This window comes from Pseudomonas sp. ASL7 (genome assembly GCF_056680375.1).
On the sequence record NZ_CM155279.1, the window covers coordinates 354298 to 376862 of the forward strand.

23 protein-coding genes are annotated in these 22565 nt (G+C 60.1%); 4 read left to right on the top strand and 19 right to left on the bottom strand.

Annotated elements, in window-relative coordinates; translation table 11 throughout:
• Window positions 1–189: 189 nt before the first annotated feature.
• From AC1MDT_RS01610 to AC1MDT_RS01620, 3 genes are all read left to right on the top strand, one after another.
• Window positions 190–1224 (top strand): NADP-dependent oxidoreductase, encoded by a 1035-nt coding sequence (locus AC1MDT_RS01610; protein ID WP_480420388.1) that lies wholly within the window; start codon window positions 190–192, stop codon window positions 1222–1224.
• A 66-nt stretch (window positions 1225–1290) separates the two neighbouring features.
• The gene (gene recR / locus AC1MDT_RS01615; protein ID WP_414908670.1) at window positions 1291–1893 is read left to right on the top strand and encodes a recombination mediator RecR; all 603 of its coding nucleotides are present in this window, start codon (window positions 1291–1293) and stop codon (window positions 1891–1893) included.
• A 189-nt stretch (window positions 1894–2082) separates the two neighbouring features.
• Window positions 2083–3231, top strand: a complete 1149-nt coding sequence (locus tag AC1MDT_RS01620; RefSeq protein ID WP_480420389.1) for an acyl-CoA dehydrogenase family protein — start codon at window positions 2083–2085, stop codon at window positions 3229–3231.
• A 120-nt stretch (window positions 3232–3351) separates the two neighbouring features.
• Here AC1MDT_RS01620 and AC1MDT_RS01625 read toward each other — a convergent pair whose 3' ends face one another.
• From AC1MDT_RS01625 to ccoN (AC1MDT_RS01710), 18 genes are all read right to left on the bottom strand, one after another.
• Window positions 3352–3909 (bottom strand): adenine phosphoribosyltransferase, encoded by a 558-nt coding sequence (locus AC1MDT_RS01625; protein WP_480420390.1) that lies wholly within the window; start codon window positions 3907–3909, stop codon window positions 3352–3354.
• An 80-nt stretch (window positions 3910–3989) separates the two neighbouring features.
• Window positions 3990–4724: a fumarate/nitrate reduction transcriptional regulator Fnr gene (gene fnr, locus AC1MDT_RS01630; protein ID WP_414908673.1), complete on the bottom strand. Its 735-nt coding sequence runs from the start codon at window positions 4722–4724 to the stop codon at window positions 3990–3992.
• A 92-nt stretch (window positions 4725–4816) separates the two neighbouring features.
• Window positions 4817–6199 (bottom strand): oxygen-independent coproporphyrinogen III oxidase, encoded by a 1383-nt coding sequence (gene hemN / locus AC1MDT_RS01635; protein ID WP_480422679.1) that lies wholly within the window; start codon window positions 6197–6199, stop codon window positions 4817–4819.
• A gap of 267 nt (window positions 6200–6466) precedes the next feature.
• Window positions 6467–7150 carry a sulfite exporter TauE/SafE family protein gene (locus AC1MDT_RS01640; protein ID WP_414906446.1) on the bottom strand — a complete coding sequence of 228 codons (684 nt, stop codon included), beginning with the start codon at window positions 7148–7150 and terminating at the stop codon, window positions 6467–6469.
• Window positions 7143–7361, bottom strand: a complete 219-nt coding sequence (gene ccoS / locus AC1MDT_RS01645; protein ID WP_201118352.1) for a cbb3-type cytochrome oxidase assembly protein CcoS — start codon at window positions 7359–7361, stop codon at window positions 7143–7145. Before ccoS ends, AC1MDT_RS01640 begins: the two co-directional genes overlap by 8 nt.
• A gap of 22 nt (window positions 7362–7383) precedes the next feature.
• Complete coding sequence (locus AC1MDT_RS01650; RefSeq protein ID WP_480420391.1) at window positions 7384–9834, bottom strand: heavy metal translocating P-type ATPase; 2451 nt, start codon at window positions 9832–9834, stop codon at window positions 7384–7386.
• 140 nt (window positions 9835–9974) lie between these two features.
• Complete coding sequence (locus AC1MDT_RS01655) at window positions 9975–10514, bottom strand: FixH family protein (RefSeq protein ID WP_480420392.1); 540 nt, start codon at window positions 10512–10514, stop codon at window positions 9975–9977.
• An 11-nt stretch (window positions 10515–10525) separates the two neighbouring features.
• On the bottom strand, window positions 10526–11941 hold the full coding sequence (gene ccoG / locus AC1MDT_RS01660; protein ID WP_480420393.1) for a cytochrome c oxidase accessory protein CcoG: 1416 nt from the start codon (window positions 11939–11941) through the stop codon (window positions 10526–10528).
• A gap of 207 nt (window positions 11942–12148) precedes the next feature.
• Window positions 12149–12559: a PIN domain-containing protein gene (locus AC1MDT_RS01665; protein ID WP_480420394.1), complete on the bottom strand. Its 411-nt coding sequence runs from the start codon at window positions 12557–12559 to the stop codon at window positions 12149–12151.
• Window positions 12559–12813: a type II toxin-antitoxin system Phd/YefM family antitoxin gene (locus tag AC1MDT_RS01670; protein ID WP_480422680.1), complete on the bottom strand. Its 255-nt coding sequence runs from the start codon at window positions 12811–12813 to the stop codon at window positions 12559–12561. The genes AC1MDT_RS01665 and AC1MDT_RS01670 overlap by 1 nt, the downstream gene beginning before the upstream one ends.
• A 182-nt stretch (window positions 12814–12995) precedes the next feature.
• Entirely contained in the window at window positions 12996–13979 is a 984-nt protein-coding gene (gene ccoP / locus AC1MDT_RS01675) for a cytochrome-c oxidase, cbb3-type subunit III (RefSeq protein ID WP_480420395.1), read from the bottom strand.
• Entirely contained in the window at window positions 13976–14161 is a 186-nt protein-coding gene (locus tag AC1MDT_RS01680; protein WP_003175465.1) for a CcoQ/FixQ family Cbb3-type cytochrome c oxidase assembly chaperone, read from the bottom strand. Before AC1MDT_RS01680 ends, ccoP (AC1MDT_RS01675) begins: the two co-directional genes overlap by 4 nt.
• 5 nt (window positions 14162–14166) lie before the next feature.
• The gene (gene ccoO, locus AC1MDT_RS01685) at window positions 14167–14775 is read right to left on the bottom strand and encodes a cytochrome-c oxidase, cbb3-type subunit II (RefSeq protein ID WP_480420396.1); all 609 of its coding nucleotides are present in this window, start codon (window positions 14773–14775) and stop codon (window positions 14167–14169) included.
• Window positions 14775–16217, bottom strand: coding sequence for a cytochrome-c oxidase, cbb3-type subunit I (gene ccoN / locus AC1MDT_RS01690; protein ID WP_480420397.1), 1443 nt, complete (start codon window positions 16215–16217; stop codon window positions 14775–14777). The genes ccoO (AC1MDT_RS01685) and ccoN (AC1MDT_RS01690) overlap by 1 nt, the downstream gene beginning before the upstream one ends.
• Before the next feature lie 484 nt (window positions 16218–16701).
• On the bottom strand, window positions 16702–17655 hold the full coding sequence (ccoP, locus tag AC1MDT_RS01695; protein ID WP_480420398.1) for a cytochrome-c oxidase, cbb3-type subunit III: 954 nt from the start codon (window positions 17653–17655) through the stop codon (window positions 16702–16704).
• On the bottom strand, window positions 17652–17852 hold the full coding sequence (locus AC1MDT_RS01700) for a cbb3-type cytochrome oxidase subunit 3 (protein ID WP_480420399.1): 201 nt from the start codon (window positions 17850–17852) through the stop codon (window positions 17652–17654). The genes ccoP (AC1MDT_RS01695) and AC1MDT_RS01700 overlap by 4 nt, the downstream gene beginning before the upstream one ends.
• A 3-nt stretch (window positions 17853–17855) precedes the next feature.
• The gene (gene ccoO / locus AC1MDT_RS01705; protein ID WP_480420400.1) at window positions 17856–18464 is read right to left on the bottom strand and encodes a cytochrome-c oxidase, cbb3-type subunit II; all 609 of its coding nucleotides are present in this window, start codon (window positions 18462–18464) and stop codon (window positions 17856–17858) included.
• A 10-nt stretch (window positions 18465–18474) separates the two neighbouring features.
• The gene (gene ccoN / locus AC1MDT_RS01710; protein WP_480420401.1) at window positions 18475–19899 is read right to left on the bottom strand and encodes a cytochrome-c oxidase, cbb3-type subunit I; all 1425 of its coding nucleotides are present in this window, start codon (window positions 19897–19899) and stop codon (window positions 18475–18477) included.
• Window positions 19900–20010: 111 nt separating this feature from the next.
• Between ccoN (AC1MDT_RS01710) and AC1MDT_RS01715 the strand changes: the two genes are divergently transcribed.
• A complete protein-coding gene (locus tag AC1MDT_RS01715; RefSeq protein ID WP_480420402.1) occupies window positions 20011–20688 on the top strand; it encodes an alpha/beta family hydrolase in 678 nt (225 codons plus the stop codon).
• Between the two features lie 186 nt (window positions 20689–20874).
• Here AC1MDT_RS01715 and AC1MDT_RS01720 read toward each other — a convergent pair whose 3' ends face one another.
• A complete protein-coding gene (locus AC1MDT_RS01720) occupies window positions 20875–22440 on the bottom strand; it encodes a methyl-accepting chemotaxis protein (RefSeq protein WP_480420403.1) in 1566 nt (521 codons plus the stop codon).
• Window positions 22441–22565 lie beyond the last annotated feature (125 nt).

Consider the following 22565-nt stretch of genomic DNA (forward strand, 5'->3'; position numbering starts at 1 on the left):
GATGTGAGGCCGCCTTCGCGAGCAAGCTCGCTCCCACATAGGATTTATGTACACCACCGATCCCCTGTGGGAGCGAGCCTGCTCGCGAAGAAGTCGACCCGGTCCCACTGAAGAAACATCGAACGCGACACCCGCTCAACGGTCTGCTCCCCTATACCGCCGAATTCACCGATCAAAGGAGAAGCCAAAATGCCACAAGCATTGACCCTCAACCAACGTATCGTCCTGGCGTCGCGCCCGGTAGGCGCGCCGACACCGGAGAATTTTCGCCTGGAGCGCGAAGCACTGCCGGAGCTGGCTGACGGTCAGGTGCTGCTCAAGACCCTGTATCTGTCGCTGGACCCTTACATGCGCGGGCGCATGAGTGACGCGCCGTCCTACGCCGCACCGGTGCAAATCGGCGAGGTGATGACCGGTGGGGCTGTCAGTCGTGTCGAGCGTTCGCAGCATCCGAAGTTCCAGGAAGGTGATCTGGTGGTCGGCTCTACGGGGTGGCAAAGCCACAGCATCAGCGACGGGCGCAACATCATTCCGGTGCCGTCGGGGTTGTCGAGTCCGTCGATGGCGCTGGGTGTGCTCGGCATGCCAGGGATGACGGCCTACATGGGGTTGATGGACATCGGTCAGCCGAAGGCGGGCGAAACCCTGGTGGTCGCGGCGGCCTCCGGCGCGGTGGGTTCGGTGGTCGGGCAGGTGGCGAAGCTCAAAGGCCTGCGCGTCGTCGGCGTGGCCGGTGGTGCGGATAAATGCCGTTATGTGGTGGAAACGCTAGGCTTCGATGCCTGTATCGACCACAAGAGCCCGAACTTCGCCGATGAACTGGCGCAGGCGTGCGGCAAAGGCATCGATATCTATTTTGAGAACGTCGGCGGCAAGGTGTTCGACGCCGTACTGCCGCTGCTCAATCCCAAGGCGCGGATTCCTCTGTGCGGCCTCATTGCGAGCTATAACGCTCATGAAGCACCGACCGGCCCCGATCGCCTGCCGCAATTGCAGCGCACCTTGCTGACCAAGCGCGTGCGAATCCAGGGCTTTATCGTGTTCGACGACTACGGTGACCGTCAGCCGGAGTTCGTCAGTGCGATGGCGCCGTGGGTGCGTGACGGCAAGGTGAAGTTTCGCGAAGACGTGGTCGATGGCCTGGAACAGGCGCCCGAGGCGTTCATTGGGCTGCTGGAGGGCCGCAACTTCGGCAAACTGGTGGTGCGGGTCGCGCAAGACTGAGTATTTGACGCTAAAGAGAGGCGCGGGTATAAACCGCGTCTCGTTGATTTGTCGGAAGTTTCCCCCATGAGCTTCAGCCCTTTGATTCGCCAACTGATCGATGCCCTGCGTACGTTGCCGGGTGTGGGTCAGAAAACTGCCCAGCGCATGGCGTTGCAGTTGCTCGAACGTGATCGCAGCGGCGGCTCGCGCCTGGCCCTGGCGTTGAGCCAGGCCATGGAAGGGGTGGGCCATTGCCGGTTATGCCGCACGCTGACCGAAGATGACCTTTGCCCGCAATGCGCCGATACCCGTCGCGACGACACCTTGCTCTGTGTGGTGGAGGGGCCGATGGATGTCTACGCGGTAGAGCAGACCGGTTTTCGGGGGCGCTACTTTGTGCTCAAGGGGCACCTGTCACCGCTCGATGGGCTAGGCCCGGAAGCCATCGGTATTCCGCAATTGATGGCGCGGATCGAAGAGGCCGGTACCTTTACTGAAGTCATTCTGGCGACCAACCCGACAGTGGAAGGTGAAGCCACGGCGCACTACATCGCCCAACTGCTCAGCAATAAAGGCCTGATCGCCTCGCGTATCGCACACGGCGTACCGTTGGGCGGGGAGCTGGAGCTGGTGGATGGCGGGACGTTGGCGCATTCGTTTGCCGGGCGTAAACCGATCGTTTTGTAATTGTGGTGTTTGAACTGACGCCATCGCGAGCAAGCTCGCTCCCACATTGGATTTGCGGCGCATACAAATCCCCTGTGGGAGCGAGCTTGCTCGCGATGCAGGCGCCGCGGTTTACCTGACTCACACAATCCTGTTGAAAACCAAGCAAGCGCTCGGTTAACGTCACTGAACCTTCAGTGGAGTTCGCCGATGCCTGCCTTTCAGGAATACTTCGATCCCAGCCACCAATGGGTCCGCGACAGCGTCAGGCGTTTCGTCGAGCGTGAGATTCTCCCGGACATCGACCAGTGGGAAGAAGCGGAAGGCTTTCCCCGTGAGCTCTACCTCAAGGCCGGTGCGGCGGGGATTCTGGGGATTGGTTACCCCGAGGCGCTGGGTGGCAGTCATGAAGGTGATCTGTTCGCCAAAATAGCCGCCAGCGAAGAGCTGATGCGTTGCGGCTCCGGCGGTCTGGTGGCGGGCCTCGGTTCACTGGACATCGGCCTGCCGCCGATCCTCAAGTGGGCCAGGCCTGAAGTGCGCGACCGGGTAGTGCCTCAGGTGCTGGCCGGCGAAAAGATCAGCGCCCTGGCGATCACCGAGCCCAGCGGCGGTTCCGATGTGGCCAATCTGCAAACCCGTGCCGTGCGTGACGGTGATGTCTACCGCGTGAGTGGCAGCAAAACCTTTATCACCAGTGGCATCCGTGCGGATTTCTACACCGTTGCGGTGCGCACTGGCGAGCCTGGTTTTGGCGGCATCAGCCTGCTGTTGATCGAGAAGGGCACACCCGGTTTCACCGTCGGCCGTCCGTTGAAGAAAATGGGCTGGTGGGCGTCGGACACGGCCGAATTGTTCTTCGACGATTGTCGGGTGCCTGTAGGTCATTTGATCGGCGCCGAGAACATGGGCTTCGCCTGCATCATGGGCAACTTCCAGAGCGAACGCCTGGCGCTGGCGTTGATGGCCAACATGACCGCGCAACTGGCCTTGGAAGAAAGCCTGAAATGGGCGCATCAGCGTGAAGCGTTCGGCAAACCGATCGGCAAGTTTCAGGTGCTCAAACACCGCCTCGCCGAAATGGCCACGGCCTTGGAGGTGTCACGGGAATTCACCTACCGCCAGGCGGCGAAAATGGCGGCGGGGCAGAGTGTGGTCAAGGAGATCTCCATGGCGAAGAATTTTGCGACGGACACGGCTGATCGCATCACCACTGACGCAGTGCAGATGCTTGGCGGTTTGGGTTACATGCGTGAAAGTCTGGTGGAGCGGTTGTATCGGGATAACCGGATTCTGTCGATCGGCGGCGGCACGCGGGAAGTGATGAACGAAATCATCAGCAAGCAGATGGGGTTGTGAGTTTTGTGGAGTTGCGGCTGACGTCATCGCGAGCAAGCTCGCTCCTACAGGGGTTTTGTGAACGGCACAAATCCAATGTGGGAGCGAGCTTGCTCGCGATGGCGTCCTTACAAACGCCGCCTACTGATCGCTCAACGCAAACTGCGTCAGGCAGAAAGTCGCAATCCCCATGTCTTCCAGGCGCTGCGAACCCCCCAGCTCTGGCAAATCAATAATCGCCGCCGCTTCATGCACCCGCGCGCCCATCCGCCGAATCAGGTTCGCCGCCGCAATCAGCGTGCCGCCCGTTGCGATCAAGTCATCGAACATCACCACCGAATCGCCCTCGCACAGGCTGTCGGCGTGCACCTCGAGGAAGGCTTCGCCGTATTCGGTTGCATAGCCTTCGCAGAGTACGTCGGCCGGCAGTTTGCCTTGCTTGCGGAACAGCACCAGCGGTTTGTTCAGCTGATAGGCCAGTATCGAGCCGATCAGGAAGCCGCGGGCGTCCATCGCGCCGATATGAGTGAAATCAGCCTCGACGTAACGGTGGGCGAAGCTGTCCATCACCAGGCGCAGGGCCTTGGGCGACTGGAACAACGGGGTGATGTCGCGAAAGATCACGCCCGGCTTGGGGAAATCGATCACTGGGCGGATCAGGGATTTGATGTCGAAGGAGTCGAAGGAGTCGAAGGCCATAGTCGAAGAGTCCTGGCAGGCTGCAAACGTCGCAGTATAACGGCGGCTGAACCGTTTCGCTCAGCCGCACTCGTCGGGAATCAGCCTTCGATAGAACCGCCGGCAAGGGCGCAAAGCTGAATCGGGTCGAGGATATGGATTTCCTTGCCTTCGGCGGCGATCAGTTCGTTCTGCTGGAAACGGGTGAACACCCGGGACACGGTTTCCACCGCCAGGCCCAGGTAATTGCCGATTTCGTTGCGCGACATGCTCAGGCGGAACTGGTTGGCCGAGAAGCCCCGAGCACGGAAACGGGCTGACAGGTTGACCAGGAACGTGGCGATGCGCTCGTCGGCGGTTTTCTTCGACAGCAGCAACATCATTTGTTGATCGTCACGAATTTCCCGGCTCATCACGCGCATCAGCTGACGGCGCAGTTGTGGCAGCTGCAGGGCGAGTTCGTCGAGGCGTTCGAAAGGAATCTCACACACCGAGGTGGTTTCCAGGGCTTGCGCCGACACCGGGTGTTTTTCAGTGTCCATGCCCGACAAGCCAACCAGTTCACTCGGCAGGTGGAAACCGGTGAGCTGTTCTTCGCCGCCATCGCTCAGGCCGAAAGTCTTGAGGGCGCCGGAGCGAACGGCGTAGACGGAGTCAAAGGTGTCGCCCTGGCGGAACAGGAATTCGCCTTTTTTCAATGGGCGGCCACGTTTGACGATATCGTCCAGCGCATCCATGTCTTCCAGATTCAGAGAAAGTGGCAAGCAGAGGGGTGCCAGGCTGCAATCCTTGCAATGGGCCTGGTTATGAGCGCGGAGCTTTACTGGCTCGGACATTTCTTCAATCCTTGTGGGAAAACACACATAAGACGTAAGGGTAACCCACGGGAGGACATTCAGGCCAGTGCGCGCCGAATTAGCCATTGGTCCTAGATCACACGTGAAAACCGCTGGCGATTTTGCTGTTCCAGGTAGGCATCGAACACCATGCATACCGAGCGCACCAACAATCGTCCGGCGGGCAATACATTGATTTTTTCACTATCGAGTTCAATCAACCCGTCCTCGGCCATGCCCTGCAATTGTGGCCAGAGCTTGCCGAAGTAGCCCTGAAAATCGATATTGAAGGCGTGTTCGATCTGAGCGAAATCCAGGCTGAAAGTGCAAATCAGTTGCGCAATGACGGCGCGCCGCAGACGGTCATCGGCGTTGCACAGCAGGCCACGGCTGGTGGCGAGTTGGGCCGAGGCCAGGCTGTTCTGATACTGATTCAAATCGCTGTAGTTCTGGCAGTACAGGTCGCCTATCTGGCTGATGGCTGAGACGCCCAGACCGATCAAGTCGCAATGACCGTGGGTGGTGTAGCCCTGGAAATTGCGTTGCAGGGTCGACTCTTCCTGAGCAATCGCCAGCTCATCGTCGGGCAGGGCGAAGTGGTCCATGCCGATGTAGCGGTAGCCGGCGGCGGTCAGTTGTTCGATGGTGCGCTGGAGCATTTCCAGTTTCTGCGCCGGCGTCGGCAGCTCGTTGCTGTTGATTCGCCGCTGCGGCATGAAGCGCTCCGGCAAGTGCGCGTAGTTGAACACCGAGAGACGGTCGGGTTGCAGGTTGATGACTTCATCGACGGTGCGGGCGAAGTTTTCGGGTGTCTGTCTTGGCAAACCGTAGATCAGGTCAATGTTGATCGAGCGGAATTGCAGGGTCCTGGCCGCGTCGATCACCGCGCGGGTTTCTTCCAGGCTTTGCAGGCGATTGACCGCCCGCTGTACCGCCGGGTCGAGGTCTTGCAGACCGATACTGACCCGATTGAAGCCCAACTCACGGAGCAGGCCCATGGTCGACCAATCGGCTTCGCGAGGGTCGATCTCGATGCTGTAGTCGCCGGAGTCGTCGTCCAGCAAATTGAAGTGTTTACGTAACTGGGCCATTAACTGGCGCAGCTCGTCGTGGCTGAGAAAGGTCGGCGTGCCGCCACCGAAATGCAGTTGCTCGACTTTTTGCGCCGGGTCGAGGTGGCAGGCGATCAACTGGATTTCCTGTTCAAGGCGCTGCAAGTAGGGCAATGCCCGGCCGCGGTCCTTGGTGATGACTTTGTTGCAGGCGCAGTAGTAGCAAATGTTCGCGCAGAACGGCACATGCACATACAGCGATAACGGGCGCACCGCCTTGCGGCTTTCGCGTAGCGCATGGAACAGGTCGAAAGTGCCGACATGACCGTCGAACTGCACGGCAGTCGGATACGAGGTGTAGCGCGGTCCCGCCAGGTCATAGCGGCGGATCAGATCGGTGTCCCAACGAATGGCGTCGAGCAACATGCGGGCATTCCCCCGGATAGGCTGGCAGTGTCAGCGAGTCTAGGGGGTGTGGCGTTGGGGCATCTTGATGTGCGTCAACGATGTCATTGCCAAACATCGCCTGTAGCAGCTGCCGAGCCTGCGAGGCTGCGTTCGGCGGCGAAGCCGTCGTGAAGTTAGGCAGTGCGGTGTTTCAGGGGGATCTGGTACTCAGGGTTTACGACGGCTTCGCCGCCGAACGCAGCCTCGCAGGCTCGGCAGCTGCTACAAGACCGCGCCGCCGATTTAATGCCCCATCAACCAATGCTGATGCGGCCCCGGCAAGGTCCAGAGGCCAAACAGCATCACCAGCAAGCCACCGGTCATGCGCACGCTGCGTTTGCGCAACAGGGCCGTGACCCGTTCGGCCGCCAGTCCCGTGGCGAGCAACACCGGCCAGGTACCCAGCCCGAACGCGAGCATCAACAATGCACTGTCCAGCGCATTGCCCTGGCTCGCCGACCACAGCAGCGTGCTGTACACCAATCCGCAGGGCAGCCAGCCCCAGAGCGCGCCCAGCAGTAACGCGCGAGGCAGGCTCGACACGGGCAGCAGTGTGTTGGCCAGCGGCTGGATATGCCGCCACAGGCCGCGACCGAGGCTTTCAATGCGGGTCAGGCCGCTCCACCAGCCGGCCAGGTACAGGCCCATGGTAATCAACAGCAACCCGGCAATGACCCGCATGAACATCGCCGCCGGGCTGTTCGCCACGGCCCAACCGGCCAGCCCGATCAGCAGGCCCGCCGTTGCATAGCTGAGAATTCGCCCGAGGTTGTAGGCCAGCAGCAGTCGAAAGCGTCGGCTGCGTTGCTCCTTGGGAATCGCCAAAGTCAGCGCGCCCATCAATCCGCCGCACATGCCCAGGCAATGACCGCCACCGAGCAGGCCAAGGATCACCGCAGACACCAGCAGTGGCGCCAACTCAAGCATGGGGTGGGGCCTTGTCGTCCGGTTTGACCGGATGGCCGCTGGCTTCGTCGACGGCGGCGGTGTGGTTCGGGTCCTGGTCGTCGAACAGGATGCTGTGGGCCGGGCCGTCGAGGTCGTCGTACTGGCCGCTGTCGACTGCCCAGAAGAAGATGTAGACGGCGATGGCCACGATCAGCAGCGCAGCGGGGATCATCACGTAGAGAGCTGGCATCTGGACTCCATGCCCGCGCGGCTCAAGCCGGCAGCGGACGGGTTACGGGCGTGGTGCGGGCGGCAGGCGTGCTCGGCAGACGAGTCAGGCGCAAGGCGTTGAGCACCACGGTCAACGAACTGATGGACATGCCGACCGCGGCCCATACCGGGGTGATCCAGCCGAGGGCGGCGAACGGCAGCATGAGGCCATTGTACAGCCCGGCCCACAGCAGGTTCTCGATGATTACCCGACGGGTGCGCCGCGCCAGGCTGAAGGCTTGCACCAGCGCGTCGAGACGGTTCGACAGCAGCACCGCATCGGCACTGGTTTTCGCCAGATCGGTGGCCGAGCCCATGGCGACGCTGATGTCGGCGGCGGCCAGTACCGGCACGTCGTTGACCCCGTCACCCAGCATCAACACTTTGCGGCCTTCCTTGTGCAGCTGTTGCAGGACCTGCAATTTATCATCCGGACGCAAGCCGCCCCGGGCCTCGTCGATGCCCAGCTCCGCGGCGACACTGGCGACCATCGGCGAGCTGTCGCCCGACAGCAGCAACGTGCGCCAGCCGCGAGCCTTGCAGGCCTCCAACAGCGCGGAGGCGTCAGCGCGCAAGCGGTCGTCAAGGACAAACCACGCTAATGGCCCCTGGCTGTCGCCGAGCAGCAGCCATTGGCCGGCTTCGTCCGGCACGGATGGCATCGCCGCGCCACTGAGTTCGCAGACAAACCCCGGTTGGCCGATGCGCAGGCGTTGCTCGCCGACCAACCCTTCGAGGCCCAGGCCCGGCGTGCTGTGGACTTCTTCAGCGGCCAGCGGCGCACGACCAAAGGCACGGGCGATCGGGTGTTCGGAACGGTTTTCAAGCGCGGCGGCGAGACTCAGGCATTGATCGCTATCGAAGGCGCCGAGCGGACGAATCGAACGCAGCGCCAGGCGACCTTCGGTCAGGGTGCCGGTCTTGTCGAAAATCACCGTGTCGATCTGGTTCAAGCCCTCCAGCACATGACCGCGCGTCAACAACAGCCCCAGTTTGTGCAGCGTGCCGGTGGCGGCGGTGAGGGCGGTTGGCGTGGCGAGGGACAAGGCACAGGGGCAGGTCGCAACCAACATCGCCAGGACAACCCAAAAGGCGCGCGATGAATCCAGTTCCCACCAGACTAGGCCAATGATCGCCGCGGCGATCAGCGACAGCAGCAGAAACCACTGCGCGGCACGGTCGGCGATTTCTGCCAGTCGCGGCTTCTCGGCCTGGGCACGCTCCAGCAGGCGGACGATGGCGGACAGTCGGGTGTCCTGGCCCAGCGCCAGGACTTCCACAGTCAATGCGCCTTCGACGTTGAGTGTGCCGGCCGTCACCGCGTCGCCCCGGGTCCGTGGTTGCGGCAAGTATTCGCCCGTCAGCAGGGACTCGTCGACACTCGACTGACCGTCGAGGATCTTGCCGTCAGCCGGGAGGATCGCACCGGGATGCACCAGCACTTGATCGCCCACGCGCAGTTCGCTCAGCAGGATCCGCTCGCTCTGGCCCTCATTGCTCAGGCGCAGGCATGAGGCGGGCAATAAATTTACAAGCTGGGCAGTGGCCGCCGCGGTGCGCTCCCGGGCGCGGCGTTCCAGATAACGCCCGGCCAGCAGGAACAGCGCGAACATGCCGACAGCATCGAAATACAGTTCGCCTGCGCCGGTGATCGACGTCCAGATCCCGCCGAGGTAGGCACTGCCGATGGCCAGCGACACCGAAACGTCCATGGTCAGGTGTCGGGTGCGCAGGTCGCGCATGGCGCCCTTGAAGAATGGCGCGCAGCTGTAGAACACGATCGGCGTGGTCAGGAACATCGCGACCCAGCGCAGGATGGTATGCAGCTCGGGGCTGAGGTCAATGTTGAATTCCGGCCAGGTGGCCATGGTTGCCATCATCGCCTGGAACCACAGCAGCCCGGCCACGCCGAGTTGGCGCAGGGCCAGGCGGTTTTCGCTGGCCAGTTGTTCACTGGCACGATCAGCCTGGTAGGGGTGGGCGGCATAACCAATGTGGCGCAATTCGCTGAGGACGTGGCTCAATGGCAATTGCGCGTCAGCCCAGCGCACGTGCAGGCGATGGTTCGACAGGTTCAGTCGCGCTTCGGCCACGGCGGGCAGGCTGCGAAGGTGCTTTTCAATCAGCCAGCCGCAGGCGGCGCAACTGATGCCTTCCATGAGCAGGGTGGTTTCGGCGAGATCGCCGTCGTGACGCACAAACGGGGCTTGCACATCGGCGCGATCGTAGAGCGCCAGTTCATCCACCAACTGCACGGGCAAGGCTTGGGGGTTGGCGGATGACTCGCTGCGATGCTGGTAATAGCTCTCCAGTCCACCGACGACGATTGCCTCAGCCACTGCCTGGCAACCCGGGCAGCAGAACTCGCGGTTTTCCCCAAGGACAACCGCGGTGAAACGGCTGCCGGCCGGGACGGGCAGGGCGCAGTGGTAGCAGGGGGTTGGCGTGGTCATGAGGTGGAGTCTATATCGTCCGGGAGGGCCTCATCGCGAGCAGGCTCGCTCCCACATTTGATCTGTGTCATGCACAAGATGTGTGTGCACCAAAAATCCACTGTGGGAGCGAGCTTGCTCGCGATGCGCGAAGCGCGGTTTTAATTCTTCAGGTCTTCCGCGCCTTGCAGCGGCTCATCACCCAGCCGCAGATCCTTGTCATGGCCGACTTGTTCTTCTTCAAACAGGCGCCAGGTTTTATCATCCTGCACACCCAACAGCTCCACAAAACGACGGCCTTCGACCTTGTCGTTCAACTGGCCGATGTAGCGGCCTGCTTCAGTTTCGCTGCGAGCCAGGATGATCTTGCGATCCTTTTCCGGTTGGGTCGGCGAGATCAGGTTCAGTTCCACGGATTTCGGTTGGCTGTTGCCGGTCAGGCGCAGGTCAACCTCGCCGGTCACATCATCCAGGTGAACGCTGGCGTGCACGAGCAGCGCCTGTGCCAGCAATTCACGATCGAGCGAGCGGTTGATGCCCTTGCCGGCCTCGTAGTAGTTGTCGTTGACCAGGTTGTCCGGGTTTTTCACCGCAATGGTCACCATGGACAGGGTCAGGGTCACCGAGCAGGTCAGAATCCCAATGATGATCCACGGCCAAAGGTGCTTATACCAAGGGCTTGCGGCGTTTGCTGCGGTCATGATCACTTCTCTCAACGAACTTGTGGGCCGATGAATCGGCTTTTGGCTTCAACGTGGACGCTCGCGTCATCGGCATCCCTGAGGATGAATTTCACCTCGTTGGTGCTCGATGGCAATTTTTCCGGAGCGATGGACAACTCGACCGGCTGGCTGAAAATTTCCCCGGCGGCAACTTTGATTTCGCGCTGCCCTTGCAGCTTGAGGTCCGGCAGGCCGGCGGCTTCCAGCACGTAGGTATGATCGCGCTGGTCTTTGTTCATGATCTTCAGGCTGTAGACGTTTTCAATCCGGCCTTCGGCGTTCTCACGGTACAGCACGCGGTCTTTGCTGACATCGAAACCGACCAGCGCGCGCATGAAGAAGGCGGTTGCCAGCAGCGCCATCATCGCCAGCAGCACCACGGCATAACCGATCAGGCGCGGACGCAGTTTATGAGTTTTTTGCCCGGACAGGTTGTGCTCGGTGGTATAGCTGATCAGGCCGCGCGGGTAGTCCATCTTGTCCATGATGCTGTCGCAGGCATCGATACACGCGGCGCAACCGATGCACTCGATTTGCAGACCATCGCGGATGTCGATGCCGGTCGGGCAGACCTGGACGCACATGGTGCAATCGATGCAATCGCCCAGGCCCTGGGCCTTGTAGTCGATACCTTTCTTGCGCGGGCCACGGCTTTCACCACGACGCGGGTCATAGGAGACAATCAGCGTGTCCTTGTCGAACATCACGCTCTGGAAGCGCGCATACGGACACATGTAAATGCACACTTGCTCGCGCAACCAACCTGCGTTGCCGTAGGTGGCGAGGGTGAAGAAGCCCACCCAGAAATACGACCAGCCATCGGCTTCACCCGTGAAGAAGTCGATGGTCAGCTCGCGGATCGGTGAGAAGTAACCGACAAAGGTCATGCCGGTGATGAAGCCGATTAACAGCCACATCGAGTGTTTGCTGAGTTTTCTCAGTAATTTGTTGGCGCTCATCGGCGCCTTGTCGAGCTTGATGCGCTGATTACGGTCACCTTCGGTGACCTTCTCACACCACATGAAAATCCACGTCCAGACGCTCTGCGGGCAGGTGTAGCCGCACCAGACGCGACCGGCATAAACGGTGATGAAGAACAGGCCGAAGGCGCTGACGATCAAAATCCCCGAGAGCAGGATGAAATCCTGAGGCCAGAAGGTCGCGCCAAAAATGAAAAATTTACGCTCGGGCAGGTTCCACCAGACGGCTTGATGGCCACCCCAATTCAGCCACACCGTGCCGAAATACAACAGAAACAAAAAGGCGCCGCCCATCATCCGCAGGTTGCGGAACAGGCCGGTGAAGGCGCGGGTGTAAATTTTTTCCCGAGAGGCGTAGAGATCGACGCTGTTGTTCGTGTTTTTGGCAGGCGGGGTAACGTCGTGTACCGGAATCTGGTTGCTCATCTGGTGCATCCCACGGCAGTGGAAAAATGCCTCGGTCAGTGCATGCCGACCGCGGTCAAAAAGAGGTAGTGCAGTGGCGCAATGATACGCCTGTCGCTCTGGCTCAAGGGTGCGACCTTTGGTCACGTTGGAGGAAATCAACTGACGGTGTAATGACTTGTATCAATTGACTGGTGAAATTATGGACGGTTTTACGTGTGTCTGCGATCAATCGGCCCATGGATTAATCAGTGCAACGCCGCTGGATTGAAAATCGCTAATGTTACGCGTGACCACCGTAAGGCCATGAACCAGCGCGGTCGCTGCGATCAGGGAGTCGGCTTCGTTGACTCGGTCCGGAACATGCAAACCGGCACAGCGCAGCGCCACGCCGGCATCGATCGGAAGAATTCTGCCATCGAAAGCCGGCATGACGTGGCGCTTCAGCCAGGTACGCAAGACCTTTCCCTGCGCTGGGTCGCGACGCTCTATGCGCAGGACACCTGTTTCCAGTTCCTTCAGGGTAATGGCCGAAATAAACAGGCGTGTAGCGATGATACTTTTGGCCCAGGCGACGACGTTTGCATCAGCCTGGGGTTTGCGCAGTTCAGAAATCACGTTGGTGTCGAGTAGAAACATCAGGACAGGTCCACGGGTCGATGGGAGATCACGGCGCGCTCGGTTTCGAACTCGATATCTGCCGCTTCCGGCATCACCAGCAGCTCGACGATGCTGGCATTTACACCGGTCAGTTTTTCGTAGTCCTCAATGCTTAGCAGCACATGGGCCGGTTTGCCACGATCGGTGATGATAACCGGCCCCTGGCGCGTGGCTTTTTTGGCACTACTTGTGTCCTGATTGAATTCACGGCTGGAAATGGTGGTGATGGCCATCATGTCTACCCATCCTGAAAGTACTTTGTAGCAACGTTACTACTCGACGGGTTGTATCGCAACTTCAAAGCGGCGCGTGTCGTTACCACTGATCGCTCCCTGTGGTCATGAGTGGTTTAAACCAAAACGGCCCCGCCAATTCTCATTGGCGGGGCCGTTTAGTGTTGCGTCAGGCGTTTGCCTTACTGGGCGTCTGCCGCTGGAGCATTGTCACCGTGAGACAGGCTGTAGACGTAAGCGGCCAGCAGGTGAACCTTGTCGTTGCCTTGCAGCTGTTCTTGCGCAGGCATCTGGCCCTGACGGCCGTAACGGATGGTCTGCTGCAATTGAGCGAAGCTCGAACCGTAGATGAACGCTGCCGGGTGAGTCAGGTTAGGTGCGCCCATGGCTGGGGTGCCTTTGCCTTCCGGACCGTGGCAGGCCACGCAGTTGGCAGCGAACAGTTTCCCGCCGGCAACCGGGTCAGCCTTGGTGTCTTCCGGCAACTTGCGGCCATCGAGCCTGGTCAGCACGAACGCGGCAACGTTCGCAACGCCTTGCTCGCCGATCACTTCAGCCCAGGCCGGCATCACTGCGTGGCGACCGCCCATGATGGTGGTCTTGATGGTTTCCGGTTCGCCGCCCCAGCGCCAGTCGGCGTCGGTCAGGTTAGGGAAGCCATACGCGCCTTTGGCGTCGGAACCGTGGCAGACCGAGCAGTTGGAGGCGAACAGGCGGCCACCCATCTTCAGGGCTTGCGGGTCCTTGGCGACGTCTTCGATCGGCATGGAAGCGAACTTGGCGAAGATCGGGCCGAACCTGGCGTCCGACTTGGCCATTTCCTTTTCCCACTCGTGAACGCCGGTCCAACCAGTCTGGCCGTTGGCGAACGCAGTCTGCTTGTCGTTATCGAGGTAGTTGTAACCTGGCAGCAGGCCTTTCCAGTTGCCCAGGCCCGGGTACAGGACCAGGTAGCCCAGCGCGAAGATGATGGTGCCCACGAACAGCATGAACCACCATTTCGGCAGCGGGTTGTCGTACTCCTCGATCCCGTCAAAGGAGTGGCCAACCGTTTCTTCGGTGGCTTCGCTGCGCTGGCCCTTGCGGGTGGACAGCAGCAGCCAGGTCAGGGCGAAGATGGTGCCGAGACTGAGGACTGTGACGTACAGACTCCAGAACGTAGTCATTCTTTGTTACTCCTAGAAGCTTGCTCGACGTGCTTGATGGCTTCGGGATCATCCGCGAAAGGCAGCAAGGTTGCGTCTTCAAACTCCGACTTGCGCTTGGGGCTGAACACCCACAGTGCCAGTCCGATGAAGGCCACCATTACAACAACGGTGCCCAGGCCACGAATCATCCCGATATCCATCTAAATCACCGTTTGCTTTTGATGATGGTGCCCAGGCCTTGCAGATAGGCCACCAGCGCGTCCATTTCGGTTTTGCCCTTCACAGCATCCTTGGCGCCGGCGATGTCTTCGTCGGTGTAAGGGACGCCGAGCGTGCGCAAGACTTCCATTTTCTTGGCGGTGTCTTTGCCGTCGAGCTTGTTTTCCACGAGGAACGGGTAGGCCGGCATTTTCGACTCAGGCACAACGTTGCGCGGGTTGTACAAATGCGCACGATGCCAGTCATCGGAGTAACGACCGCCGACACGGGCCAGGTCCGGACCGGTACGCTTGGAACCCCACAGGAACGGGTGGTCCCAGACGCTTTCACCGGCGACCGAATAGTGGCCGTAACGTTCGGTTTCAGCACGGAACGGGCGGATCATCTGCGAGTGGCAGCCGACACAACCGTTAGCGATAAAGATGTCGCGACCTTCCAGTTCAAGGGCAGGGCGAGGCTTCATGCCTTCGACCGGCTTGTTGGTGACGTCCTGGAAAAACAGCGGAACGATCTGGGTCAGGCCGCCGATGCTGACGGCGATAACCATGAAGAAGGCCAGCAGGCCAATATTCTTCTCGACTGTTTCATGCTTCATCAGTGAGCTCCAACTACAGCAATCTGAGCGGCGGCTTCGGCTTCAGCCGGGTTCGAGGCGCGAACGGTACGGAACACGTTGTAGGCCATGAACAGCATGCCGCTGGCAAAGAACGCACCGCCCAGGGCGCGAACAATGTAACCAGGGTGGCTGGCTTGCAGCGCTTCGACGAACGAGTAGGTGAGGGTGCCGTCATCGTTGATTGCACGCCACATCAGACCCTGGGTAATGCCGTTGACCCACATCGAGGCGATGTACAGAACGGTACCGATGGTTGCGAGCCAGAAGTGCGCGTTGATCAGGCCGGTGCTGTGCATGGCCGGGCGACCGAAGATTTTCGGGATCATGTGGTAGATGGCGCCGATCGAGATCATCGCAACCCAGCCCAAAGCACCGGCGTGTACGTGGCCGATGGTCCAGTCAGTGTAGTGAGACAGCGAGTTGACGGTCTTGATGGCCATCATCGGGCCTTCGAAGGTCGACATGCCGTAGAAGGCCAGCGATACAACGAGGAAGCGCAGGATCGGGTCGGTGCGCAATTTATGCCAGGCGCCCGACAGGGTCATCATGCCGTTGATCATGCCGCCCCAGCTTGGTGCCAGCAGGATGATCGACATCGCCATGCCCAGGGACTGAGCCCAGTCCGGCAGTGCGGTGTAGTGCAGGTGGTGCGGACCGGCCCAGATGTACAGGGTGATCAGCGCCCAGAAGTGCACGATGGACAGGCGATAGGAGTAGATCGGACGCTCGGCCTGCTTCGGCACGAAGTAGTACATCATCCCCAGGAAGCCGGTGGTCAGGAAGAAACCGACCGCGTTGTGGCCGTACCACCACTGGATCATTGCGTCAGTCGCACCCGCGTAGGCCGAGTAGGACTTGAACAGGCTGACCGGCAGCGACATGTGGTTGACGATGTGGAGCATCGCAGTCACGAGGATGAAAGCACCGTAGAACCAGTTACCGACATAGATGTGCTTGGTCTTGCGCTTCATGATGGTGCCGAAGAACACCAGTGCATAAACGACCCAGACAATGCCCAGTAGAATAGCGAGTGGCCATTCCAGCTCCGCATATTCCTTGCTGGTGGTGTAACCCAGTGGCAACGTTATGCCGGCACCGACGATCACCGCTTGCCATCCCCAGAAGTGGAAGGCGGCCATGCTGTCGGAAATCAGTCGCGTTTGGCAGGTTCGCTGCACGACGTAATAAGAAGTGGCAAACAGAGCACAACCACCGAAGGCGAAAATCACCAGGTTGGTGTGCAACGGGCGTAAGCGTCCAAAAGTCGTCCACGGCAGACCGAAATTCAATTCCGGCCATACGAGCTGTGAGGCGATGAAGACACCGAGCCCCATGCCAAGGATCCCCCAGACCACCGTCATGATGGCGAACTGGCGGACTACCTTATAGTTATAAGCAGTCGGACTGATTGCTGTGCTCATTCTAAGGTTCCACGGTTTGGGTGTTTTATTAGGAGTAAAAATCGGTCGCAAGTATGGAGAAAGCAGGGGGTCATTGCAACGCGCCATGACCTCTATCAATGCTTTCTAAAGCTGATTCTGCGGCCTTTCCATGCGCCGCGTAAGGACAAATTTGCCCGCGGGCAAAATGTCTCCGCGGACAAAAAAGGTGAGGGGTTCAGGTCGGTTGTAACAGGGTGTGTTCAAACGCAACGATCGAGTGACAGACGGCAATTGGCGCGACAGCCGGTATCTACCAGCCTTTGCGGTCCGTGACTGAACAGATTCGTCGAACACATCGGGTCAGGTCGACCTGGAACCGGCTCATTGCCAGTCCGCATCGGGGGAAGCTTAGACCCGAATCTGGTGAACCGAAAGGAGGACCAACGGAGGGTGCGACAATGGGTCGCAAAAGGGGCAGGGAACTGCCGCAATCCGCAGAATGCGGCAGCAGAGCGGTCAAGAATTATTCGCTTTTGTCTCCAGCCTGCAAACGTTCGGTATTCAATCCGTGAGACAGGCTGTAAACGTAGGCGGCCAGCAGTTGGACCTTGTCGTTGCCGAGCAGTTCGTTCTGCGCCGGCATATGGCCCTGGCGGCCATGACGGATGGTTTGTTGCAGCTGCGCCAGACTCGTACCGTAAATAAAACCGGCCGGGTGCGTCAGATTCGGCGCACCCATGGCTTCAGTGCCGTGGCCGTTTGCCCCATGACAGGCTATGCAGGTGGTGCTGAACACTTGCTGTCCAGCGACCAGGTCGGCGCTGCTGTCCGCAGGCAACGGTAGGCCGGCCAGGTCATGACGCACATAGGCCGCGACATTCTTCACGCCAGCGTCACCGAGGATTTCACCCCAGGCCGGCATCGCCGCCATGCGACCGCCCATGATGGTGGTTTTGATCATCTGGGCGTCACCGCCCCAACGCCAATCGCTGTCCGTCAGGTTCGGGAAGCCGAAAGCGCCTTTGGCATCCGAGCCGTGGCAGGCCGAGCAGTTGGAGGCAAACAGGCGACCGCCCATTTTCAGCGCCTGCGGATCTTTGGCCACTTCTTCCAGTGGCATCGCGGCAAATTTAGCGAAGATCGGCCCGAACTTCGCGTCCGCCTTGTTCATCTCCTTTTCCCATTCATGGACGCCGGTCCAGCCGTCCTCATAGCCCGGCAGGATGCCTTTCCAGTTGCCCAGGCCCGGATAAAGAATCAGATAACCCACGGCAAACACCAACGTACCGGCGAACAGCATGAACCACCACTGCGGCAACGGATTGTCGTACTCCTCGATGCCGTCGAAGCTGTGGCCCATGGTCTGGTCGACGCTGCCCTTGGTTTCGCCCTTGCGAGTGCCGATCAGCAACCAGGTCAGGCCGATCAGGCTGCCAAGGGTCAGTACGCAGATCCACGTACTCCAGAATGTGGTCATGGCCGGGTACTCCGTGTGGTTGCAGGTTCTTGAGTGCTGTCGGGTTGTGGCTCATCGGCGAACGGCAGCAGGCGCGCTTCGGCGAATTCCGAACTACGCTTGCCGCTAAACACCCACAGCGCGAGGCCGACGAAGGCCACGAACACCACGACCGTGCCCAGGCCGCGGATCATTCCACTGCTCATTTCAGCGACCATGGCTCACCTCTTGCTCTTGATGGCAGTGCCGAGCACTTGCAGGTAGGCGACCAGTGCATCCATTTCGGTCTTGCCCTTGAGCGATTCCGTTGCACCGGCGATATCGTCGTCGGTGTACGGCACGCCGAGGGTTCGCATGACGCGGATCTTGGTTTCGATGTGGCTGCTGTCGAGTTGATTGGCCACCAACCAGGGGTAAGCGGGCATCTTCGATTCCGGCACCACGTTGCGTGGGTTGTACAAGTGCGCGCGGTGCCAGTCTTCGGAGTAACGACCGCCGACCCGGGCCAGGTCCGGACCCGTACGTTTCGAGCCCCACAGGAACGGGTGATCCCAAACGCTTTCACCGGCCACCGAGTAGTGCCCGTAACGTTCGGTCTCGGCGCGGAAAGGCCGGATCATCTGCGAATGACAGCCGACGCAGCCTTCGCGGATGTAAATGTCGCGGCCTTCCAGTTGCAGTGCGGTGTAGGGCTTCATGCCTTCCACCGGTTTATTGGTCACGTCCTGGAAGAACAGCGGGACGATCTGGGTCAGGCCGCCGATGCTCACGGCAAAGACCATCAGCAACAGCAGCAGGCCGACGTTTTTCTCGATTGTTTCGTGTTTCATGGCGGACTCCTCAGGCCATCTGCGCGGCAGCGGTGGCTTCGGCAGGCTGCGAGGCCCGCACGGTACACCAGGTGTTGTAGGCCATCAGCAACATGCCGCTGAGGAAGATCGCACCGCCCACCAGTCGCACGACGTAGCCCGGGTGGCTGGCCACCAGGGTTTCGACGAAGGAGTAGGTCAGCGTGCCGTCTTCGTTCACCGCGCGCCACATGAGGCCCTGGGCGATGCCGTTGACCCACATCGAAGCGATGTAGAGCACGGTGCCGATGGTGGCGAGCCAGAAGTGCGCGTTGATCAGGCCGATGCTGTGCATCTGTGGGCGGCCGAAGATTTTCGGAATCATGTGGTACAGCGCACCGATGGAGATCATCGCCACCCAGCCGAGGGCGCCGGCGTGTACGTGGCCGATGGTCCAGTCGGTGTAGTGGGAAAGGGCGTTGACGGTTTTAATCGCCATCATCGGCCCCTCGAAGGTCGACATGCCGTAGAACGCCAGGGACACCACGAGGAAGCGCAGGATCGGGTCGCTGCGCAACTTATGCCAGGCGCCCGAGAGCGTCATCATCCCGTTGATCATCCCGCCCCAGCTCGGCGCCAGCAGGATCAGCGACATCACCATGCCCAGCGACTGTGCCCAGTCCGGCAGTGCGGTGTAGTGCAAGTGGTGCGGACCGGCCCAGATGTACAAGGTAATCAGGGCCCAGAAGTGCACGATCGACAGGCGATACGAGTACACCGGGCGTTCGGCCTGTTTCGGCACGAAGTAGTACATCATCCCGAGGAAGCCTGCGGTCAGGAAGAAGCCCACCGCGTTGTGGCCGTACCACCACTGAACCATGGCGTCAGTCGCGCCGCCGTACAGCGAGTAGGACTTGGTCAGGCTGACCGGAATTTCCAGGTTGTTGACGATGTGCAGAATCGCCACGGTGATGATGAACGCACCGAAAAACCAGTTGCCGACGTAGATGTGCTTGGTCTTGCGCTTGGCCAGTGTGCCGAAGAACACGATGGCGTAGGCGACCCAGACGATGGTGATCAAGATGTCGATCGGCCATTCAAGCTCGGCGTATTCCTTGGAGCTGGTGTAGCCCAGTGGCAGGCTGATGGCCGCCAGCACGATCACCAACTGCCATCCCCAGAAACAGAACTGGGCGATTTTCGGCGCGAATAGTTGAGTCTGGCAGGTGCGTTGCACCGAATAGAACGAACTGGCGAACAGGGCGCAACCGCCGAAGGCGAAAATCACCGCGTTGGTGTGCAGCGGGCGCAGACGCCCGAAACTGGTCCACGGCAAATTGAAGTTGAGTTCGGGCCAGACCAACTGGGCCGCGAGAAAAACCCCGAGCCCCATGCCGACGATGCCCCACACCACCGTCATAATGGCGAATTGGCGGACCACCTTGTAGTTGTAGGCGGTACTGATAGAAGTGTTCATGGTTCCCCATCCACGGTTCAGCCGAAGTGAAAGCCCGTCTTTGCGAGTAAGCCGCGCAAGGCAGAGGCTCCCTTCGCCTGGAGTTATAGGCAGACTAAAAGCGAGGCAAGCATGGACAAACAGCACAAGGCCAGTATTGACGGGGATCAATGGGCGCAGTGCCTGCAAGATCATGGATGGTTGTGGAATGCCGCTGTGGTGCCCGCATCGACGACGTTGATCCTCGCTCATGGTGCAGGTGCGCCCATGGACAGCGGCTGGATGAACGACATGGCTGCACGCCTTGCCGATCAAGGCGTCAACGTACTGCGCTTCGAGTTTCCCTACATGGCGCAACGACGTGTCGATGGCGGTAAACGGCCACCGAATCCGGCACCGAAACTGTTGGAATGCTGGCGTGAGGTCTATGTCGTGGTGCGACGCCATGTCACTGGGCGTCTGGCCATCGGCGGCAAGTCCATGGGCGGGCGGATGGCCAGTTTGCTGGCGGATGAATTGGGCGCGGATGCGCTGGTCTGTCTGGGGTATCCGTTCTATGCCGTTGGCAAACCGGAGAAACCGCGGGTGGCGCATTTGGCTGCGCTTAAGACGCCGGCACTGATTGTTCAGGGTGAGCGGGATGCGTTGGGTAATCGTGAGGCGGTCGAGGGGTATGCGTTATCGCCGAGTATCGAGGTGTTTTGGCTGGCAGCGGGGGATCATGATTTGAAGCCGTTGAAGGCGTCCGGATTTACCCATGAGCAGCATCTGGCGGCTGCGGCGGGCAAGGTGGCCAACTTTCTCCAGTGAGGTTTGCGGCGTCACTCATGGCCTCTTCGCGAGCAGGCTCGCTCCCACATGGGAATGTGCATCACCACAAATCCACTGTGGGAGCGAGCCTGCTCGCGAAGAGGCCTGACTGGCAGCGCGACTTTCAGGTTGGCAATAAAAAACCCGAAAGTTTTACCCTCCGGGCTTTTGCCTTCCCAGTAACTGTCAGCGGTTAAACCGCTCCACCAACGAATACTGGGTATTCGCGGTTTTGGTCAGTTCTTCACTCAACAGCGCCGAGTGTTGTGCCTGCTCCGAGGTCTGGTCCGCCAGTTGCGAGATGTTGCTGATGTTGCGGCTGATTTCTTCGGCCACGGCGCTTTGCTCTTCGGTCGCTGCAGCGATCTGGGTGGTCATGTCGGTAATGTTGGCCACCGCTTCACTGATCCCCACCAGCGCCTGATCCGCTTCCAATACCCGCGCCACTCCTTCTTCAGCCTGGCGATGCCCGGCTTCCATGGTTTGCACCGCCGTGCTGGCGGTTTGCTGGAGTTTGGCGATCAGGGCGTGAATCTGCCCGGTGGATTCACTGGTGCGTTGCGCCAGTTGACGGACTTCGTCGGCGACCACCGCAAAACCACGACCCATCTCGCCGGCACGCGCGGCTTCGATGGCCGCGTTCAACGCCAGCAGGTTGGTCTGGTCGGCGATGCCTTTGATCACATCGACCACACCGCCGATTTCGTCGCTGTCCTTGGCCAGTTGCGTCACGGTCAGACCGGTTTCACCGACCACCACCGACAGGCGCTGGATCGCTTCACGGGTTTCACCGGCGATGTCGCGGCCGCGACCGGTCAGGCGATTGGCTTCCTGAGTCGCGTCGGCGGTGCGCTGCACATGGCTGGCGACTTCCTGTGTGGTGGCAGCCATCTGATTGACGGCGGTGGCCACTTGCTCGGTTTCGACGCGCTGGCGTTCCAGTCCGGTGGAGCTGTTGTGCGCCAGGGAGTCGGACTGTTTCGCTTGGGCGGTCAGGTGCTCGGCGGTGTCCTGCAGACGGGTCAGGCACGTTCTCAGGCGTGCTTCCTGGCTGAGGATCGACATTTCCAGGCGTGCCTGAGCACCGCGGCTGTCGGTGTACATCTGCGCGATCAAAGGGTCGGACGTGGTCTGCTCGGCCAGGAGCAGCAAACGCTTGAGGCCACGCTGCTGCCAGCTCAGACCCATCAAGCCCAGCGGCACCGAAAGACCGGCGGCCAGGGCGAAGCCCCATTGGGAGTTGAGGGTTGCGCCGATCATGAAGCTCAACTGGCTGACCAGAATGAACGGCAGCCAGTCCTGAAGCACCGGCAGCCATTTATCGGTTGCGGGAACCGCTGACTTGCCCTGGTTGATGCGTTGGTAGAGCGCTTCGGCACGCTGGATCTGTTCGGAGGTGGGTTTGATCCGCACCGACTCATAACCAACGACCTGTTTGCCATCGAACACCGGCGTCACATAGGCATTCACCCAATAGTGGTCACCGCTCTTGCAGCGATTCTTCACAATGCCCATCCATGGCAAGCCTTGCTTAAGCGTGCCCCACATGTGCGCGAACACCGCGGATGGAACGTCAGGGTGACGGACCAGGTTATGCGGCGCACGGATCAATTCTTCACGAGAATACCCGCTGATCTCGACGAAAGCGTCGTTGCAGTAGGTGATCACGCCCTTGGCATCGGTGGTGGAAATCAACCGTTGCTGAGCCGGGAAAGTCCGTTCGCGTTGTGTAATAGGCAGGTTGTTGCGCATGGCATTTTCAATCCGTGAGGCTTTCAGAAGTTGTCGGCTGCACCGCGAATTTATTGAATTCTTTTTTATTAATCAGACGTGGGTCTCAAATTTTCTGCGTCGCGTTGATAGGGTCGGCCCTCCCA

Excerpts from the sequence above, each read along its gene's own strand:
- AC1MDT_RS01610 (WP_480420388.1), top strand. The coding sequence starts at position 190 with ATGCCACAAGCATTGACCCTCAACCAACGTATCGTCCTGGCGTCGCGC.
- recR (WP_414908670.1), top strand. The coding sequence starts at position 1,291 with ATGAGCTTCAGCCCTTTGATTCGCCAACTGATCGATGCCCTGCGTACG.
- AC1MDT_RS01620 (WP_480420389.1), top strand. The coding sequence starts at position 2,083 with ATGCCTGCCTTTCAGGAATACTTCGATCCCAGCCACCAATGGGTCCGC.
- AC1MDT_RS01625 (WP_480420390.1), bottom strand. The coding sequence starts at position 3,909 with ATGGCCTTCGACTCCTTCGACTCCTTCGACATCAAATCCCTGATCCGC.
- fnr (WP_414908673.1), bottom strand. The coding sequence starts at position 4,724 with ATGTCCGAGCCAGTAAAGCTCCGCGCTCATAACCAGGCCCATTGCAAG.
- AC1MDT_RS01640 (WP_414906446.1), bottom strand. The coding sequence starts at position 7,150 with ATGCTTGAGTTGGCGCCACTGCTGGTGTCTGCGGTGATCCTTGGCCTG.
- ccoS (WP_201118352.1), bottom strand. The coding sequence starts at position 7,361 with ATGCCAGCTCTCTACGTGATGATCCCCGCTGCGCTGCTGATCGTGGCC.
- AC1MDT_RS01650 (WP_480420391.1), bottom strand. The coding sequence starts at position 9,834 with ATGACCACGCCAACCCCCTGCTACCACTGCGCCCTGCCCGTCCCGGCC.
- AC1MDT_RS01655 (WP_480420392.1), bottom strand. The coding sequence starts at position 10,514 with ATGACCGCAGCAAACGCCGCAAGCCCTTGGTATAAGCACCTTTGGCCG.
- ccoG (WP_480420393.1), bottom strand. The coding sequence starts at position 11,941 with ATGAGCAACCAGATTCCGGTACACGACGTTACCCCGCCTGCCAAAAAC.
- AC1MDT_RS01665 (WP_480420394.1), bottom strand. The coding sequence starts at position 12,559 with ATGTTTCTACTCGACACCAACGTGATTTCTGAACTGCGCAAACCCCAG.
- AC1MDT_RS01670 (WP_480422680.1), bottom strand. The coding sequence starts at position 12,813 with ATGGCCATCACCACCATTTCCAGCCGTGAATTCAATCAGGACACAAGT.
- ccoP (WP_480420395.1), bottom strand. The coding sequence starts at position 13,979 with ATGACTACGTTCTGGAGTCTGTACGTCACAGTCCTCAGTCTCGGCACC.
- AC1MDT_RS01680 (WP_003175465.1), bottom strand. The coding sequence starts at position 14,161 with ATGGATATCGGGATGATTCGTGGCCTGGGCACCGTTGTTGTAATGGTG.
- ccoO (WP_480420396.1), bottom strand. The coding sequence starts at position 14,775 with ATGAAGCATGAAACAGTCGAGAAGAATATTGGCCTGCTGGCCTTCTTC.
- ccoN (WP_480420397.1), bottom strand. The coding sequence starts at position 16,217 with ATGAGCACAGCAATCAGTCCGACTGCTTATAACTATAAGGTAGTCCGC.
- ccoP (WP_480420398.1), bottom strand. The coding sequence starts at position 17,655 with ATGACCACATTCTGGAGTACGTGGATCTGCGTACTGACCCTTGGCAGC.
- AC1MDT_RS01700 (WP_480420399.1), bottom strand. The coding sequence starts at position 17,852 with ATGGTCGCTGAAATGAGCAGTGGAATGATCCGCGGCCTGGGCACGGTC.
- ccoO (WP_480420400.1), bottom strand. The coding sequence starts at position 18,464 with ATGAAACACGAAACAATCGAGAAAAACGTCGGCCTGCTGCTGTTGCTG.
- ccoN (WP_480420401.1), bottom strand. The coding sequence starts at position 19,899 with ATGAACACTTCTATCAGTACCGCCTACAACTACAAGGTGGTCCGCCAA.
- AC1MDT_RS01715 (WP_480420402.1), top strand. The coding sequence starts at position 20,011 with ATGGACAAACAGCACAAGGCCAGTATTGACGGGGATCAATGGGCGCAG.
- AC1MDT_RS01720 (WP_480420403.1), bottom strand. The coding sequence starts at position 22,440 with ATGCGCAACAACCTGCCTATTACACAACGCGAACGGACTTTCCCGGCT.